The sequence below is a fragment of the Glycocaulis abyssi genome (assembly GCF_041429775.1).
GTDB classification, from domain to species: Bacteria; Pseudomonadota; Alphaproteobacteria; order Caulobacterales; family Maricaulaceae; genus Glycocaulis; species Glycocaulis abyssi.
On the sequence record NZ_CP163421.1, the window covers coordinates 1,610,482 to 1,625,516 of the forward strand.

Consider the following 15,035-nt stretch of genomic DNA (forward strand, 5'->3'; position numbering starts at 1 on the left):
CCGGCCCCGATCGGGGGTTCGCGGAACATCGCAACGCGGATGCGTTGCGGGGCTAGGTAATCTGGGCACCGGCTTTCGCCGGTGAAACGCTGGATGGGAGACCCGTTTCGTCGTTCCCGCGCAGGCGGGAACCCAGAGCCATAGTCACCATCAGAGCTCTACAATCTCTGGACCCCCACCTTCGTGGGGGTGACGACGTCAAGTTTGCTGAACAGGTCGGACAGGCCGCGAAAAACCCCTACCCCCTCACATGCCCCTCAAGCGCGTCGAGGCGTTGATTGGCCTGTGTAATGCGTTCCTGAGACAGCTCGCCGCGTTCGATGGCCGCCATCACCCAGCGCTGGACATTGGCTGGCAGGTCGGGGTCGGGATTGGCCGAGTTGGAGATGAGCAACAGGTCATTGCCGGCTTTGAGCGCGCCGATGACGGCCTGCTCGCGGGTGTAATGGTGGCGGATCGCGCCCATGTCGAGATCATCGGTGATGACCACGCCCTCATAGCCCATCACCTGCCGCAGGAGCCCGTGCAGCACGCGCCGCGATAGCGTCACCGGCAGGCCATCAGGCTCCAGACGACGGTTGATGAGGTGCGCGCCCATCATCAGATGGGCATGGCCGGAGCGCATGAGCTGGCCGAACGGGGCAGCCTCCTCGAATGTCCAGGTATCGCTGATATCGACATAGCCATCATGGCTGTCGCCGCGTGAGCGGCCATGACCGGGGAAGTGCTTGATGGCGCAGGCCACACCTTGCGCCTCGAACGCCTCGATAAAGGCCGCGCACCATGTGGCCACGCTGTCAGGATCAGGGCCATAGGCGCGGCCATACTGGCCGATCGCGTCATTGGCCGGGTCGTAGAGGTCGGCGATGGGCGCAAGGTTCATGTTGAAGCCGGCATCAGCCAGCTCGCGCGCGGCCACCGCGAAGAGTTCGGCCCCCGCCTCCAGCCCGCGCATGGTCAGCTCGGTCGCGCGCGGTATGCGGGTAAAGCCCATCTCGGCATTGAGCCGCTGGACCACCCCGCCCTCCTGATCGATGGCAAGCCACGCATCAGCCGATGCCGCACGCAGCCTTGCCGCCAGTGCCAGCGCCGGATCACGCTCGCGCGCATTATGGCGCAGCATGAGAACGCCGCCGATGGAGCGCTCCTCAAGGTGGCGCACCATGGCATCGGCGCCCTCGCCGCCCGGATCAGCGCCGACAAATCCCATGACGATCAGCCGGGCAATCTGCGCCTCCAGCGGACGCACCGGAACTTCGGCAATGCGTGGAAGGTGTTCGGGCTGCGCGCTGGCCAGTCCTGCACCCGCACCGGCAAGGCCAAGCCCGGCCAGAAGCTGGCGGCGATCCATTGTCATGCCTGCAATCCCCTCAAACTTTCCCCGCGCCCGATTAGGCAGCGCCGAAGCCTGCCTGTCCAGTGCGCGATGGCACCGCTGCCCTTCGCACAATTAAGCCCGCTGTCATCTCCGTGTAATTCGCCGCGGCGCGTAATGGCGCACGAGTTAAGGGAGGAACACATCCATGAAACATCTCATCTGGGCTGTCGCGGCCAGCCCGCTGCTCATCGCCGCCACGCCGGCACCACCCGATGCGCCGCCGCCGCCGCGCGAGACCGAACGCCGCGTCATCCTCATCCATGACGGCGCAGTGGAGATCGGTGACGAGGCCGGGCGCATCGTGGAGGAAGCCCTCGGGGAAGGCCGGCGGGGGCGCCTGGTCTTCGACTTCGACTTTGACAATGATACCGGCTGGAGCGAGGAGCACCGCGCGGCCCTGCGCGAGGCGATGGAAACCCTGCGCGAGACGCTGGCGACCCTGCCCGGCGGGCCGGAGGGCGGATTCCGCTTTGAATGGCGCGACATGGACGGGTTTGACCGCGAAGCCCATCGCGACCGCGTACGCGTGCTGGCGGAGCGCGCCCGTGAAAGGGCCGAAGAAGCCGGCATGCGCGCCCGCGAGATGGGCCGCCTTGCCCGCCTTGAAGGCGAACGCGTCCGCGTGATCGGGCTGCATGCCGGTGCGCGCGGCATGGAGGCGGGCCTGCGTGCCATAGACGAGGCGCTGGAGCGCGGAGAGGTCTGGCGCAATGGCGAACGGCGCGCCATGACCAGTGAGGAACGCGCGGAGATGGAAGCCACCCGCGCCCGGCTGGAAGCGCGTATCGCCGAGTTCCGCGAGGAGCACGCCGTCCTGCTCGGAGACGATGCAGGAGGTGAACGCCGCGCCGTGGCCCTGCGCCCGGCCCGCACCGAAGGCGCCGACCGCCGCCGGGTGCGCTTGGAAGACCGCGATGGCCGCCTGCGCGTCTGGATTGATGGTGAGGAGCTGGAGGGCGACGCCCTGACCGGCTGGCTCAATTCCAGCGAGGGCCAGCGCATGATCCGCCAGCGCCCCGAACCGCCACTTCTGGGCGGGGAGTGAGGGGATGGAGCGAGACAGCTGAACGCGAGAACAAAAAAGGCCCGGCATCCAGAAGATGCCGGGCTTTGAAATTTTGGTTGGTCGATAAGAGACGTCTCCTCCCCAGAGCCGTCACTCAAGAAGACAAGACGGTCAGGCCCTGTCTGTTAATGAACGTGACTCAGAAGACAGGTTTCAGTCAACCCCTTTGTGCAAGGCAGGTTTTCGTTTTTGCCGCAGCGCACCCATCATCCGCGCGCGGACAGACGGGTGAGGATCGCCGATACCAGTTCGCTGCGCGGCACGGAGAATTGCTGCTTCTGCTCTTTCCACTCATCGCGGTCGGTGATCGATTCGGCCAGCTGCGCGCCGAGATTGAGATCCTTGATCTGGACCGTGCCGCTGGCGAACTCCTCCTCACCGCAGATGACGGCAAAGGCCGCATCGCGCCGGTCGGCATATTTGAGCTGCTTGCCCATATTGCCATTGCCGGTGAAGGCTTCCGCGCGCAGCCCCGCGCTGCGCAGCTCAGCTGCCATGATGAAGTAGTCCGCCATGCGCGCCTTGTCGGCAGCGACCACGATGACCAGCGGCGCAGCATCGGCCCCTTCCAGCCGTCCCAGTGCAGAAAGCGCGGCGGCAAAGCGGCTAACCCCGAAGGAGAAGCCCGTCGCGGGCACTTGCTGGCCGGTAAAGCGCGCGACAAGATCGTCATAGCGCCCGCCAGAGGCGACCGAGCCGAACTGCATCGGGCTGCCGTCGGGATAGGTGGGGGTGGCCAGCAGCTCGGTCTCGAAGACCGGACCGGTATAATAGCCAAGGCCGCGCACGACGGAGGGATCAAATACGGCGAGCGATTCTGAAATGCCCAGCGCCGTCAGGATAGCGTTGATTTCCTCCAGCGCCTCCACACCGGCCCTGGCGGCAGTTTCGCCGGCGCTACCTGCAAGGCGAGCCGTTACCTCCGCGCGGCTGCCGCCTGCCTTGGAGGCTTCAAGGAAGCCAAGCACGCGCGCGCGGCCCGCCTCGTCCAGCCCCGCACCCTCGGTGAAGTCTCCGCTCTCATCCTTGCGGCCCTTGCCGAGCAGAAGCTCCACGCCCTCCATGCCCAGACGGTCCAGCTTGTCGATGGCGCGCAGCACGCGCATGCGGCGGGTCTCATCGGCGGACCCGAGGCTCTCCAGCACGCCATCAAGCAGGCGGCGGTCATTTACCCGGATAACGAACTCGCTGTCGGTCAAGCCAGCGGCGCGCATCACTTCGGCGGCGAGCGCGATCATCTCCGCATCGGCGGCAGGGCCGGACGCGCCGACATTATCCGCGTCGCACTGGACGAACTGGCGAAAACGGCCCGGCCCCGGCTTCTCATTGCGCCACACCTCGCCGAACTGGTAGCGGCGATAGGGTTTGACCAGATCCTGAAAGCCTTCCGCCGCAAAGCGCGCGAGCGGAGCGGTCAGATCATAGCGCAGCGCCATCCACTGCCCGTCATCATCCTGCATCGCGAACACGCCTTCATTCGGACGGTCCTCGTCCGGCAGGAATTTGCCGAGTGCATCGGCATATTCGAACGCAGGCGTTTCCAGCGGCTCAAAGCCCCAGCGCTCGTAAACGGCAGAGGCAGCTGTCACCAGCGCGCGCTCGGCCCGGATCACATGGGCGGCCCGGTCCTCGAACCCGCGCGGGCGGCGCGCCTTGGGGCGGAAGGTTTTCTCTTTGGCCATGGGACAGGTCCGGTCTGGATGGAAACGCTATCGAAAGGAGGGCCGGAGTAGCCTTTGCACGCGCCGCTTTCAAGCGGCCCGCCCCTTGCACGGTCATCAACTAGCCGTCCAAACTTTAAAGGCCAGTGTTCCAATGCAGCTCATTCGCGCCCTCGCCGCATCCCTTCTCCTGCTCGCCGCTGGGGCCGCACCGGCCTTCGCGCAGGACGCAGGCAGGCTGATTGCGCTCTCTGAACGCCTGCAGGGCGAGGCGCAAATGCGGGCGGACATGCTGGAGGCAGGCAGCGCTCCGGCCATCGACGCGGACGATGCTTTTCTGGCTGACACGGCCCGCTTCTCGGCGGACATGCGCGCGCTCGCGCTTCATATCGATGCGCATGGCGGCCCGGCCGACCTGCCCTGCATCTTCCGGGGCATGGCCGAGGACGCCGACATGCGCCGCACGGCGCTGGAGGCTGACCCGGCAAGCGCAGAAGACTACCGCCAGCTGGCGCGCACCTTCTCCCACGCCGTCATCATAGCAGCCGATGTGGAAACCGAAGGCCCGGATACTGGCTTTCCGCCTTCCTGTCCGTCTGCGGGATAGATGAAACCCCGGACACAAAGCGTCCGGGGCCCCTCTCAACGTGTTCTGCATCCGGTCCCGGATGGCCCTTCGGGCCTCCGGGAGTTCAGATCGAACTATTGCTGAAACCCCGGAACCGCTTTCGCGGTATCCGGGGCCTGTCGCGAAAGCCGCGACCGCCTCGGGCTTGAGATGTTCGATCACCAGTGCGAAATGGTGCCTCTGTTTTAATCGAAGGAATATCGCTTTGGCGGATCAGAACCCGAAAATGCTCCTTGCGTCGATACCGAAGTCAGGAACAAACCTCTTTCGGGTGGCGATGTTCAACTATCTCGCACATCTAAAGGGTGATCTCGAACCTAAAACCTATGATGACATGATCGCGGCATTCCCCAATGAAATTGCTAACTACAAGAAGGGGGATGAGAAAAAGCCAAACAGACAATATTTGCCAGAAAAATACTCTGATTTTGTTTATGGGCACGCCATCACCGCTGCCTGCAAACTTACAGGGCCCATAATCGGTCTATACAGAAACCCGCTGGATCAGCTCATATCCGCTTATTTTTATTTTTACACCAGAAACAACTCAAACACATCACACCCACGTGATATTATAGAAGAACGAACTCCGAGGTTCATTCGCCCATACAAGCGGATGCGCGAGATGGAGGCAGGCGGTCGAGCGCTGCTACTGTCATATGAGGATATGATTGAGCGCCCGTCGGACTGTATCGCCAGAGCTGCTGACTTCTATAAGCTTCCTGTATCGGACGAGCTTGCATCGATGGCCGCCGAACACTCATCCATCAAACGCGCCAAGAAGTTTGAAGATGAGAATGGTCATATGCACACACCAAACCGCTCGAAAGCGAAAAAACTCATCGGAAAAAACAACCGATTTGTTCGCGATGGCCGTATCGGCCAGTGGCAAGACTGGTTTACTGACGATGACGTCAACCAGATCAAGGCCAAGCTGGTGGACGCCGGAATAGACCCTGACGATTTTGTCTATTCGCCACGCGTGTAAAGCTCTTATCGTTCTCGCAAATGAAACCCCGATCCGTTGCCGGACCGGGGTCTGTCATCTGAAACAGGTCAGATAAGCGGCTTACGCCTAGTCCACGTATTTCACGTTGCAGCCATAGGGCTGGGTCTCGGGCATTTCCACCGCTTCACCCGCCAGCACGGCGTTCAGCGCGATCTGCGCATAGGGGATGGGTTCGGGATCGCCAGCGCGCGGGCGCGGCTGGTCATCAATACCGCCATTATAGCGCAGCGTGCCTTCGCTATCGATGACATACATGTGCGGCGTGGTGCGCGCATCATAGGCCCGGCCGATAATGCCCGGCGCGTCCATGAAGACATGGGCGACATTCGAGGCGCCGCGCTCTTCATTGAGCTCCAGCGCGCGCTCGGCGCTGACATAGCCCTGCTCGCCCGGTGCCGAGGAGATCACCTGGATCCAGACAACGCCGTTTTCAGCCGCTTCATCCTGCAGGGCCTGCATATTGCCCTGATAGTGACGCACGACGAACGGGCAGTCATGGTTGGTCCATTCCAGCATGACGGTCTGGCCGGCAAAATCGGCCAGCGACACGGTCTCGCCGGTCGCGGTCGTGGCGGTGAAGTCGGGCGCGCGCTCGCCAATGACAGGCTGCGCATGGGCGGCAGCGCCGAAGCTCAGCGCGGTCGCGGCAAGAAGGCTGGCGGTAAGCGTAAAGGTGCGGCGGGAAATGGCCATGGCGGGAAGTCTCCTTCAGGTTAAAGGGCAAGGCTTCGAGTGGCACTAGTTACCGGCGGCAGCCTCCACCGCCCGGATCATGATGGTCTCAGTCAACAGCGGCGGAAGGATGTCTGGCTCTCCGCCATCTGCCGGGTACATCAGATAGAATGGAACACCGGGCGCGCCATGGTCAGCAAGTACCTGAGCGATCACAGGATCGCGATTGGTAAAGTCCGCGCGCAGCAAAGCGACATTGTTTTCGGCGAAGGCTGAGCGCACGCGATTATCGGCCAGCGCGCCCAGCTTGTTGACCTGACAGGTCACGCACCAGGCGGCGGTAAAGTCGACAAACACAGGCCGCCCCTCGGCGCGCAGCTCCTCCACTCTCGCCGGGCTCCACTCCTCATACTCACCATTACCCGCAGCGATGGCAGCTGGTTCCAGACTGGCTGTTGTCCACAGAGCGCCAGCGGCCAGCAGCACGCCTGCAACGCCCGCCGCGCGAGACATGAGGGTCGGCGAGCGCAAGGCCCAGACGGCAAAGCTGATCGCGAGGAATAGGACGAGTATCCACAAGACGCCCTGCGCACCGGTCTGCACGCTCAACACCCAGACCAGCCAGATGGCCGTGGCAAACATCGGGAAGGCGAGGAATTGCTTGAAGCGCTCCATCCACACGCCGGGCTTGGGCAGGAAGGCGAGCAGGCGCGGCTCGAAACTGACAATCACGAAGGGCAGGGCGAGACCAACGCCGAGGAAAGCAAAAATGGTCAGTGAGGCGAGCGGCGGCTGGGCCAGCGCAAAGGCGAGCGCGCTTGCCATAACCGGCGCCAGACACGGTGCGGCCACGAAGACGGCCAGAACGCCGGTGAGAAACGCACCGGAGCGGTCATTGCCCTGCACATGGCCGCCAACGCTCTGCAAAGAGGTGCCGATCTCGAAGAAACCGAGGAAGTTGAGGCCGATGACGAACATCAGCGCGGCAAGGCCGGCGACTACCCACGGCTCCTGCAGCTGGAAGCCCCACACCTCCATACCGCCAAGGCCGCGCAGCGCCAGTACCAGGCCGCCCAGCGCCAGGAAGGTGGCAATCACCCCTGCCCCGAAGATCAGGCCCAGCTCGCGCGCATGGGCGCGCTCGGCGCCGCGTTTTTGCACGATTGTAAGCGCTTTCATGGAGAGGATGGGAAACACGCACGGCATGAGGTTGAGGATCAGGCCGCCGACCAGCGCAAACAGGGCCGCCTGCCAGAAGCTCATCGCAGGCGCGGACGTGCCGCCGCCCTCCCCACTGCCCGCAGCCGGTGCAGAGACCGGCGCGGCAAGCGTGTTGACCTCTTCACCGGCGATGGCCGTCACCTCAATGACGCGGCGCTCCCACCGATTACCGATGCGAGCCTCGAAGGCCAGCGCGCCGGTATGGTCAGCATTGATGGCGTTGCGTGTAAGGAAGCCGGGCGTCAGGTCGATGCGGGCGAACCCGGCCTCGACGCGCGCGGGCTGCGGCGCGCTGTGGTTCACCACGCCGCTATCATGCGGGAAGAAGTAGAGATCACGGATCGCGTCAGCACCCCCGGCAAAGCTGTCGCCCGCCAGCGTCAGCGCCAGCACATCATCCTTGCGCGCAAGGCCGGCCTCGATGGCGATATCAGTGCGCGGCGCGAGCGAGAAGGCCGTCTCGATCAGCGCAGCGCCTTGCCTGTCGACAGCGCTCTCGCCGACCTCCAGCGTGATCTCGAAATTTGCATCCTCGGGGATGCAGATATCCTCGCAGACCAGCCAGGTGCCCTCGCCGGTGATTGTCACCGGGCCGGGCTCTGCATCAGCCGGTACCGTCACCGGCACGGGCAGCGTAACCTGGTCCTCATAGCCGTAATTGGTCAGCGGGCCGATCCGGTAGGTGGACGGCGCAGGCCACGCCATCTCGCCAACCGTCCAGCCTTCGGGAAGGTCAAGGAAGAGACGCGTCGCCTCGCCGCTATCGCCAGGATTGCGCCAGTAAGTGTGCCAGTGGGGGGTGATTTCCTGATGCAGGGCGAGATGAAAGGTCTCGCCCGGCGCAACCGAGCTGCGCTCGCTGACAAGGCTCGCCTCGACCATGGGCCCGCTTGTGCCTTGCGCGGCAGCCAGACCCGTGAACAGGCAAAGGGCGATCAGAATTCCGGCAGGAAAGCTACGCAGCAAGACAGACTCCCGTTCGTCCCGTTTCACGCCCGGCGCAAAATGCTGTCCCGGCTGAAGCTAGATATAGCTGTCATTCCAATCGGTAACGAGGGGGCTGACGGTCTTGTGATCCAGCCGCGCAAACCGATTATGCAAATGGCGGCCCCAAAAGGGACCGCCATCGCAATTACACAAGCCTTGTCAGAAGCAGATTACGCTTCGGGCGGAGGCGGGGTGATCCCCGGCTGGGGCGCAGCAGCGGCCGCACCCAGCTGACGCGCGGTGGCACGGGCAACAATACCGTCCCAGCGCCCAACCGAAATCATGTGTGCATAGATCGCGCCGAGCGTGGCGTCATCACGAAGTTCGGCGAGCTTTTCAGGCGACAGAGCCCTGAGTTTCTCACCAGAAATGCCCCAGTAGGATGCAATCACCTGCGGCTCGCCGGTGGGCTGGCCCTGCTCGTCACGCGGCTGGAAGTGGGTTTTCTGCTCTTCGAACAGATCAAGCTCACGCAGGCGCTGGACCAGCTGCGTGGTGTTGCGGGCGTCTACTTCATAGCGCTGGACAAACTCGATCGCGTTCTGAACGAGGGGCGTGGCCTGGCCGCTTTCATCAAAGAAGGGCTGGTCGGGATTGTCCGAGATGAGATGTGAACCGGCATCAATGCACAGGGTGAAGCGTTCATTGTCCTCGGTGTGGACCGCGGCGACAAACGGGTAGCGGCGCACAAATGCCGGAACATAGGTGTTGCGCTCGAACAGGCCCGTCTCAGGGTCCACAAAAAGGTTGGTCGCCTCCTGAAGCCCCATGACCGCGACCGGCGTGTAGTTGGCGCCCAGGAAGATGATGGGATAGACACTGCTCGCCTGAGCGAACTCGCTCATGGTCAGCGGCAAGAAATGCGTCTGGTTCAGAAAGTCGAACGGACGATCACCATACTTCAGGCCCTTGCCCTTGTGAGCCTCGAGATTGAGCGGCTCGGGCTTTTTGTAAAGCGGCAGCGTACCCTGAATTTTGGGCGCACCGGTTGCGGCATCAGCCATTTGTAGTTCCCCTTGAAAAAACACTTGCGGGCTTGTTAGCGGAGCAGCCTTTCCAAGGCAATACAGCCCCGCACGTTACCCGTGCAGGGCTGTATGCAAGGCTCTTGCCAGCGGCGGCTAGAAACGTGTCGCCAGCGCCACCCGCACACTCCGGCCCGGCAGCGGGATGAAGTCCTTCAGGAAAGAGGCGTGAATGCGCGCTTCTTCATCGGTGATGTTACGCACCGCAAAGATCAGCTGGACATCGCGTTCGGCAAACGGGCGCCAGCGGGCATCCGCATTGAGAAGCGTGTAGCCGTCCGTCGGCAGTTCGTTCTCGAACACACGTGTCTGCTCGCTTACGAAGCGGGCTTCGGTGCGCAGCGAGAGCGGGCCGTTATCGGCCGTGACCGAGAGCGCGCCGGACATCGGCGAGATACGCGGCAGGTTGCCCCCGCCATCGATTTCGCCGCGCACATAATCGACGCTCGCTTCGCCGGTGAAGTCGAAACCGGACAGGGCAAACAGCGGCGCACTGACGCGTGCTTCGAAGCCGTACAGGCGTGCATCTTCCTGACGGAATTCCAGAACTGGCAGCCCGTCCTCTTCCGCTCCGGTCGGGAACAGCTCGATAAAGCCGTCATAATCGGCGTAGAACACCGACGCTTCGGCGCTCAGGCCATTTGCGCCCGTGTAGCGCGCCGTGCCCTCCAGCGACCATGCGACTTCGGTGGAGAGGTCCAGATTACCTACCTCATAAGCCTGGGTGGCCAGGTGTGGGCCGTCAGCAAACACTTCCACATCGCTGGGTGCGCGTTCGGAACGCGACAAGGTGCCAGCAAGGAACCAGCCTTCGGCCGGACGCAGGAATACCGCGCCGGATGCCGAGATCGAGTTGAAACGGCGATTGGCTCTCCGGGCCGTCAGTTCGCGCGTGTCGGCACGGGCACCAATTTCCACACCCCAGCTGTCAAAGTCCCAGCGCTCGGTTGCGAACAGGCCGAAATCCTGCGTGGTAACTGCCTCGATGAAGGCTTCATCACCGGTCGCCTCAAAGTCCTGGGTGAGCGCCGTGGCGCCCCAGGCACCCTGACGCTGGTTTCCATGGCCGTGGCGCAGCTCAACGCGGGCTTCAAAGCCCTCCTTGTCGAAAATGGTCTGCTCGTCATCTTCGATTTCGGCGTGCACATAGTCGGCATAGGCCAGCGACCAGCGCACCCGGTTAAAGAAACCGTTGAGGGCGATCTCGCCACGCAGATCCACGCGGGTCTGTTCCAGAACGAGGCGCGGCGCGTGCTCGTGATCGTGGTCATGATCATGGTCGTCGTGATCATCGTCGTGATCGTCATCATCATGGTCATCGTGATGATCGTCGTGGGCATGGACGTGACCGGGGATGCCGTATTCGGCCTCGGTGCGCTTGAACCCGATACCTACAAAACCCCAATTGCCGACAATCGACGTCCCCACGGAGCCGGATTCGAACACATAGTCGGTGTCCGGGGCGAAGCCGAATGCCTCGTCCTCGTGATCATGATCGTCGTCGTGATCGTCGTCATCATGGTCATGGTCATGATCCTCTTCCATGGCGCGCAGGCGTGCGGATTCCGCAAAGTCTGGAATGTCATAGGCCCTGGCCTGACGGCGCTGGAACTCGCCTTGAGCGACCAGCTGGCCCCACACGAAGCCGGCGCGCGCAAAGCCCTCACGGCCTTCATTGCCGGATGTCGCACCCAGATAAACTTCACCAAACACCGGAGTTTCCGGCATGGTTTCAGGGATACGGCCGTCAAACACGTTGACCACGCCGCCAATCGCGCCGCCGCCAAATCCGATGGCAGCCGGGCCGCGCAGCACTTCCACGCCGGTGGAGCCGAGCACATCCACTGCCACGGCATGGTCCGGGCTGGAGGAGGAGGCATCAAGCCCGTCGAGCCCGTTGATCAGCACACGCACGCGCTCCGACCCCAGCCCCCGGATAACCGGGCGGCCCGAGGCCGGGCCAAAGAAGGTGGTCGACACACCGGGCAGGCGTTCGAGCGTCTGGGCAATATTGCTGGACAGGTCGCGTAGCAGGTCATCACGGTCAAGCACATCGACAGAGCCGGTCACGGAGTCACGCTCCACCAGAAGCGCAGACGAGGTGACCGTGATGGTTTCCACATCATCGGAGAGTGTGTCGGCCAGCGCGCCGCCCGAAGCGGCGGCGAGGACTGAGACGCTGGCGGCCAGCATCAGGGATGTGCGCGGATGTTTCATGACGGCTCCTGCATTCGTGGGGAGATCACGCCACCGGACAAACCAACAGCGCAACGTTATACTGTTGCGTGATGTCATATTATTACATAACACTCGCTGGCAACCCCGCCTACTGCACCCATATGCAGAAAGGCTCGCGCTTTTGCCGCGTTCGCTGTATCGGTGAGGCTTATGGGACACACGCATACCAGTACCGAGACCAAGCTCGCCAAGGCCGACGCCCTGTGCGCGCAGAAAGGCCTGTCGCTGACTCCCTTGCGCAAGCGCGTGCTGGAATTACTGCTGGAAGCGGGCGGGCCGGTGAAGGCGTATGACCTTCTCGCCGCGCTCAAACCCGATGGCAGCGCCCAGCCGCCGACCATTTATCGCGCGCTCGATTTTCTGACCCAGGCGGGCCTCGCCCACCGGGTGGAGGCGCTCAATGCCTATCTGGCTTGCGTGCACGGGCATGGCGACGAGATTGCCGAGCTGTTCATCTGCGAGGCCTGCGGCACGGTGCGCGAGCAGCACGCCCCTGCCCTGCCCGACCATACGCCGGAAGGCTTTCAGATCGCCCGCTCGGTGCTGGAGCATTACGGGCGCTGCGCTCAATGCAGCAAGGCGTGACGCGCCTGCCCGAACCGGCCTAGGCTTTTACCGGTCAGACAAAAGGCGGGAGGCCAGCATGCAAGAGCTGTGGCGCGGCAATGCCAACGCATGGGAATGCGATGAGCTGGGGCACATGAATGTGCGCTTCTATATCGCCAAAGCCATGCAGGCGGTCGGCACGCTGTCCGACCTTGCCGGCATGCGCCATGCCTTCCGCAGCGATGCCATCGCCACGCTTATCACGCGCGAGCTGCAGGTGCGCTATCTGGCCGAGTGCCATGCCGGTGTGCCGCTGGTCATCCATGGCGGGGTGACGCAGATTGGCGAGGACAGCGTGGAGCTGGCCCTCATCATGGAGCACACCGTCAAGGAGCGCCCGGCGGCGAGCTTCCTCATCCAGCTCGATCATTGCGACCCGCGTTCGGGCAAGCCCTTCAACTGGTCAGACCGTCTGCGTGAGGGGCTGGAAGCCTTGCGCATCGAGCGGCCCGCCGAAGTGACGGCGCGCACCCTTACCGCCTCCAAGCCGCGCAGCGACATCTCGCTGAAACTAGCCGACAAGCTGGGCATGGCGGTGACAGGGCGCGGGCGCTTCGGGCCGGAAGATGCCGATATTTTCGGGCGCATGCGCGCGGAAAGCGCCATCGGCAAGACCTCCGACAGCGTGATCCATTTCAAGGACGGCTTCCCCGAAGAATGGTCCGCCCATGGCGACGGGGCCGGGCTGGAGCTTGGCGGGGCGCTGCTCGAAGCGCGCATCATCTATCGCCGCCTGCCGCTGCCCGGTGATGGCTATCTGATGCGGTCAGGGCTTATCGGCGCGAACGAGAACGTGCGCTCGCTGGTCCACTGGATGCTTGATCCGGTCACCGGCCAGCCGCTCTGGTCCATCGAGGGCGTCGCCTGCATGATGGACCTGAAAGCCCGCCGCCTGTTCAAGACCCCGCCTGAACGGCTGGCGGAATTGCGCGCGAAGGTGATTGAGGGTTTGAGCGTTTAGGGGAGGGAAATCCCATGCTCGCTGCTTTGGCTGGACTGGTCGCAGCAGGCTTGGTCGCGCAGGCCGAGCACCAGGTAGCGCCTGCTTTGATCGTCTTCACCGAGACGAACTGCTATGGCCCCTGCCCCGCATACCGCTTCGCGATCTTTCCTGAAGATGAGTATGCGATGTGCGGCTTCGCCCATGTGGACTCGCCAGGGGTCACGCCGGGCACCCTGCCCGAAGGCGCCTTCGCCGCCGCCGCCGACCTTGTCCTGAAATCCGGATTGCTGAACGAACCCTCGATTGTTCCGGGCATCTTCGCCTGCAGCCGCGTGTATACCGACCAGTCCTCGATGCGGGTGGAAGCGATCTTCGAAGATGGCTCGGCCAGAGAATTTGAGTGGTACATTGGCTGCTATTTGCGGAACGGACTGCCTCATCCGATTTCAGTGCGCGCCGGGGAATTCCGGGCGGCAATGCACACACTGATCGGATACGAAACCAGAGTTCAGTCCGAAGCTACGCGAGACGCCGTCACTCCTGACGATCTCTTTAGAACGTCGAGGAGCGAAGCGTCATGCCCGATACCCTATCCGGTGACGCGCACCCTTGAGGAGGAATAGGTCACCCGGGCAGTAGGTCAGCCTTGCCGTCGAGGATTGACGGGCGGGGCACAGCCGACAAGGGCGGAGCCGGCTTGCCCGCCGCCGCTGCGGCTTCGCAGGCCTGACGCCATTTCATGTCCCAAAGATATAGCTCGGCGGCAAAAAGTTGCTCCAGCAGCACCGTGAAACTCCACGCAAGCGCGCAATAGACGATCACAGAGAACCAGATCCAGTCCGGGAACGGCACATCCGTCTGGTCATTCAAAATGAACACAATCACTGGCGGAACGAAGACCACTCCGGCGGCGAGGCCGCTTAGGACAAACCCGGTGGCGAACTCGATCTTGTGCGCCCTGCCAACGGCGAGACCGCGCCGGATCGGCTGGGCATGACGCTCCCAAGCAACGGCCGGATAAATCAGAAACGCTATCATCCGCACGCCCTTGTTCAGCGCGTCAAACAGGGCGCCGATCGAGGAGGTGTTATCCGCACCGGAAAAGAGACGCGCTATGTTCTCGGCCGTCGGCTCCTGTGCATGCCCCTCCTGCTTGGGCCGAAGGGCGGCTTCCGCAATCGTCAGGATGAACCAGAGCAGCGCCCAGACCAGTGTGACGTGAAGGCTGCGAACCGAATTCCAAAACGCGGTGAAGAACGGCCAGAGCAGACCGGGCTCTCCTCCATTTTCGATGATGCGTATCTGTTCGAGCAGGACGAAGGCGGCCAGCGATATGACATAGGAAAAAAGGAAGAGCGTGGCGAACGTCAGCGCCAGTGCCGCAGGAAGCGGCGTCTCGTTCCATGGGAACTGGAAATACAAATACGCGGTGACCGGCGCATAAATGCACCAGACCAGCAGCAATGGCGCGATCATCACCGGATAGCGCAACGGAATGCGCGCGATAACGGCAAACAGCGCCCCGGCGTTTTTGATGCCCTCGAACATTCCCTCATTAGAAGGCTCGATCACGCCAGATCAACAATTTATCGAGGCTTCGC

At 63.0% G+C, this 15,035-nt stretch carries 13 protein-coding genes; 6 read left to right on the top strand and 7 right to left on the bottom strand.

The genetic code is table 11. The features are described from left to right. Positions 1-238 precede the first annotated feature (238 nt). Positions 239-1,357, bottom strand: a complete 1,119-nt coding sequence (locus tag AB6B38_RS07840) for a glycoside hydrolase family 3 N-terminal domain-containing protein (protein ID WP_371392290.1) — start codon at positions 1,355-1,357, stop codon at positions 239-241. 166 nt (positions 1,358-1,523) lie between these two features. On the opposite strand from AB6B38_RS07840, the gene AB6B38_RS07845 reads away from it, so the two are divergent. Then, positions 1,524-2,423 carry a hypothetical protein gene (locus tag AB6B38_RS07845; RefSeq protein ID WP_371392291.1) on the top strand — a complete coding sequence of 300 codons (900 nt, stop codon included), beginning with the start codon at positions 1,524-1,526 and terminating at the stop codon, positions 2,421-2,423. 227 nt (positions 2,424-2,650) lie between these two features. Here AB6B38_RS07845 and hisS read toward each other — a convergent pair whose 3' ends face one another. After that, entirely contained in the window at positions 2,651-4,126 is a 1,476-nt protein-coding gene (hisS, locus tag AB6B38_RS07850) for a histidine--tRNA ligase (RefSeq protein ID WP_371392292.1), read from the bottom strand. A 133-nt stretch (positions 4,127-4,259) separates the two neighbouring features. On the opposite strand from hisS, the gene AB6B38_RS07855 reads away from it, so the two are divergent. Further along, positions 4,260-4,712 (top strand): hypothetical protein, encoded by a 453-nt coding sequence (locus tag AB6B38_RS07855; protein WP_371392293.1) that lies wholly within the window; start codon positions 4,260-4,262, stop codon positions 4,710-4,712. A 226-nt stretch (positions 4,713-4,938) separates the two neighbouring features. Further along, positions 4,939-5,721 (top strand): sulfotransferase domain-containing protein, encoded by a 783-nt coding sequence (locus tag AB6B38_RS07860; RefSeq protein WP_371392294.1) that lies wholly within the window; start codon positions 4,939-4,941, stop codon positions 5,719-5,721. Positions 5,722-5,808: 87 nt separating this feature from the next. Here AB6B38_RS07860 and AB6B38_RS07865 read toward each other — a convergent pair whose 3' ends face one another. From AB6B38_RS07865 to AB6B38_RS07880, 4 genes are all read right to left on the bottom strand, one after another. Then, positions 5,809-6,435 carry a redoxin domain-containing protein gene (locus AB6B38_RS07865; RefSeq protein ID WP_371392295.1) on the bottom strand — a complete coding sequence of 209 codons (627 nt, stop codon included), beginning with the start codon at positions 6,433-6,435 and terminating at the stop codon, positions 5,809-5,811. A gap of 45 nt (positions 6,436-6,480) precedes the next feature. Then, entirely contained in the window at positions 6,481-8,601 is a 2,121-nt protein-coding gene (locus tag AB6B38_RS07870) for a protein-disulfide reductase DsbD family protein (protein WP_371392296.1), read from the bottom strand. A gap of 191 nt (positions 8,602-8,792) precedes the next feature. Continuing rightward, positions 8,793-9,626, bottom strand: coding sequence for a SapC family protein (locus AB6B38_RS07875; protein ID WP_371392297.1), 834 nt, complete (start codon positions 9,624-9,626; stop codon positions 8,793-8,795). Between the two features lie 117 nt (positions 9,627-9,743). Continuing rightward, positions 9,744-11,864: a TonB-dependent receptor gene (locus AB6B38_RS07880; RefSeq protein WP_371392298.1), complete on the bottom strand. Its 2,121-nt coding sequence runs from the start codon at positions 11,862-11,864 to the stop codon at positions 9,744-9,746. A gap of 171 nt (positions 11,865-12,035) precedes the next feature. On the opposite strand from AB6B38_RS07880, the gene AB6B38_RS07885 reads away from it, so the two are divergent. From AB6B38_RS07885 to AB6B38_RS07895, 3 genes are read left to right on the top strand one after another with little or no spacing between them, the layout of a single operon-like run. Next, entirely contained in the window at positions 12,036-12,470 is a 435-nt protein-coding gene (locus AB6B38_RS07885) for a Fur family transcriptional regulator (protein ID WP_371392299.1), read from the top strand. Between the two features lie 58 nt (positions 12,471-12,528). Next, the gene (locus tag AB6B38_RS07890; RefSeq protein ID WP_371392300.1) at positions 12,529-13,452 is read left to right on the top strand and encodes a thioesterase family protein; all 924 of its coding nucleotides are present in this window, start codon (positions 12,529-12,531) and stop codon (positions 13,450-13,452) included. Between the two features lie 14 nt (positions 13,453-13,466). Then, the gene (locus AB6B38_RS07895; protein ID WP_371392301.1) at positions 13,467-14,057 is read left to right on the top strand and encodes a DUF6438 domain-containing protein; all 591 of its coding nucleotides are present in this window, start codon (positions 13,467-13,469) and stop codon (positions 14,055-14,057) included. Position 14,058: 1 nt separating this feature from the next. Here AB6B38_RS07895 and AB6B38_RS07900 read toward each other — a convergent pair whose 3' ends face one another. Beyond that, a complete protein-coding gene (locus AB6B38_RS07900; protein WP_371392302.1) occupies positions 14,059-14,982 on the bottom strand; it encodes a hypothetical protein in 924 nt (307 codons plus the stop codon). Positions 14,983-15,035: the final 53 nt, after the last annotated feature.

Coding starts and splice junctions, on each gene's coding strand:
- AB6B38_RS07840 (WP_371392290.1), bottom strand. CDS start 1,357: ATGACAATGGATCGCCGCCAGCTTCTGGCCGGGCTTGGCCTTGCCGGT.
- AB6B38_RS07845 (WP_371392291.1), top strand. CDS start 1,524: ATGAAACATCTCATCTGGGCTGTCGCGGCCAGCCCGCTGCTCATCGCC.
- hisS (WP_371392292.1), bottom strand. CDS start 4,126: ATGGCCAAAGAGAAAACCTTCCGCCCCAAGGCGCGCCGCCCGCGCGGG.
- AB6B38_RS07855 (WP_371392293.1), top strand. CDS start 4,260: ATGCAGCTCATTCGCGCCCTCGCCGCATCCCTTCTCCTGCTCGCCGCT.
- AB6B38_RS07865 (WP_371392295.1), bottom strand. CDS start 6,435: ATGGCCATTTCCCGCCGCACCTTTACGCTTACCGCCAGCCTTCTTGCC.
- AB6B38_RS07875 (WP_371392297.1), bottom strand. CDS start 9,626: ATGGCTGATGCCGCAACCGGTGCGCCCAAAATTCAGGGTACGCTGCCG.
- AB6B38_RS07880 (WP_371392298.1), bottom strand. CDS start 11,864: ATGAAACATCCGCGCACATCCCTGATGCTGGCCGCCAGCGTCTCAGTC.
- AB6B38_RS07885 (WP_371392299.1), top strand. CDS start 12,036: ATGGGACACACGCATACCAGTACCGAGACCAAGCTCGCCAAGGCCGAC.
- AB6B38_RS07890 (WP_371392300.1), top strand. CDS start 12,529: ATGCAAGAGCTGTGGCGCGGCAATGCCAACGCATGGGAATGCGATGAG.
- AB6B38_RS07895 (WP_371392301.1), top strand. CDS start 13,467: ATGCTCGCTGCTTTGGCTGGACTGGTCGCAGCAGGCTTGGTCGCGCAG.
- AB6B38_RS07900 (WP_371392302.1), bottom strand. CDS start 14,982: ATGTTCGAGGGCATCAAAAACGCCGGGGCGCTGTTTGCCGTTATCGCG.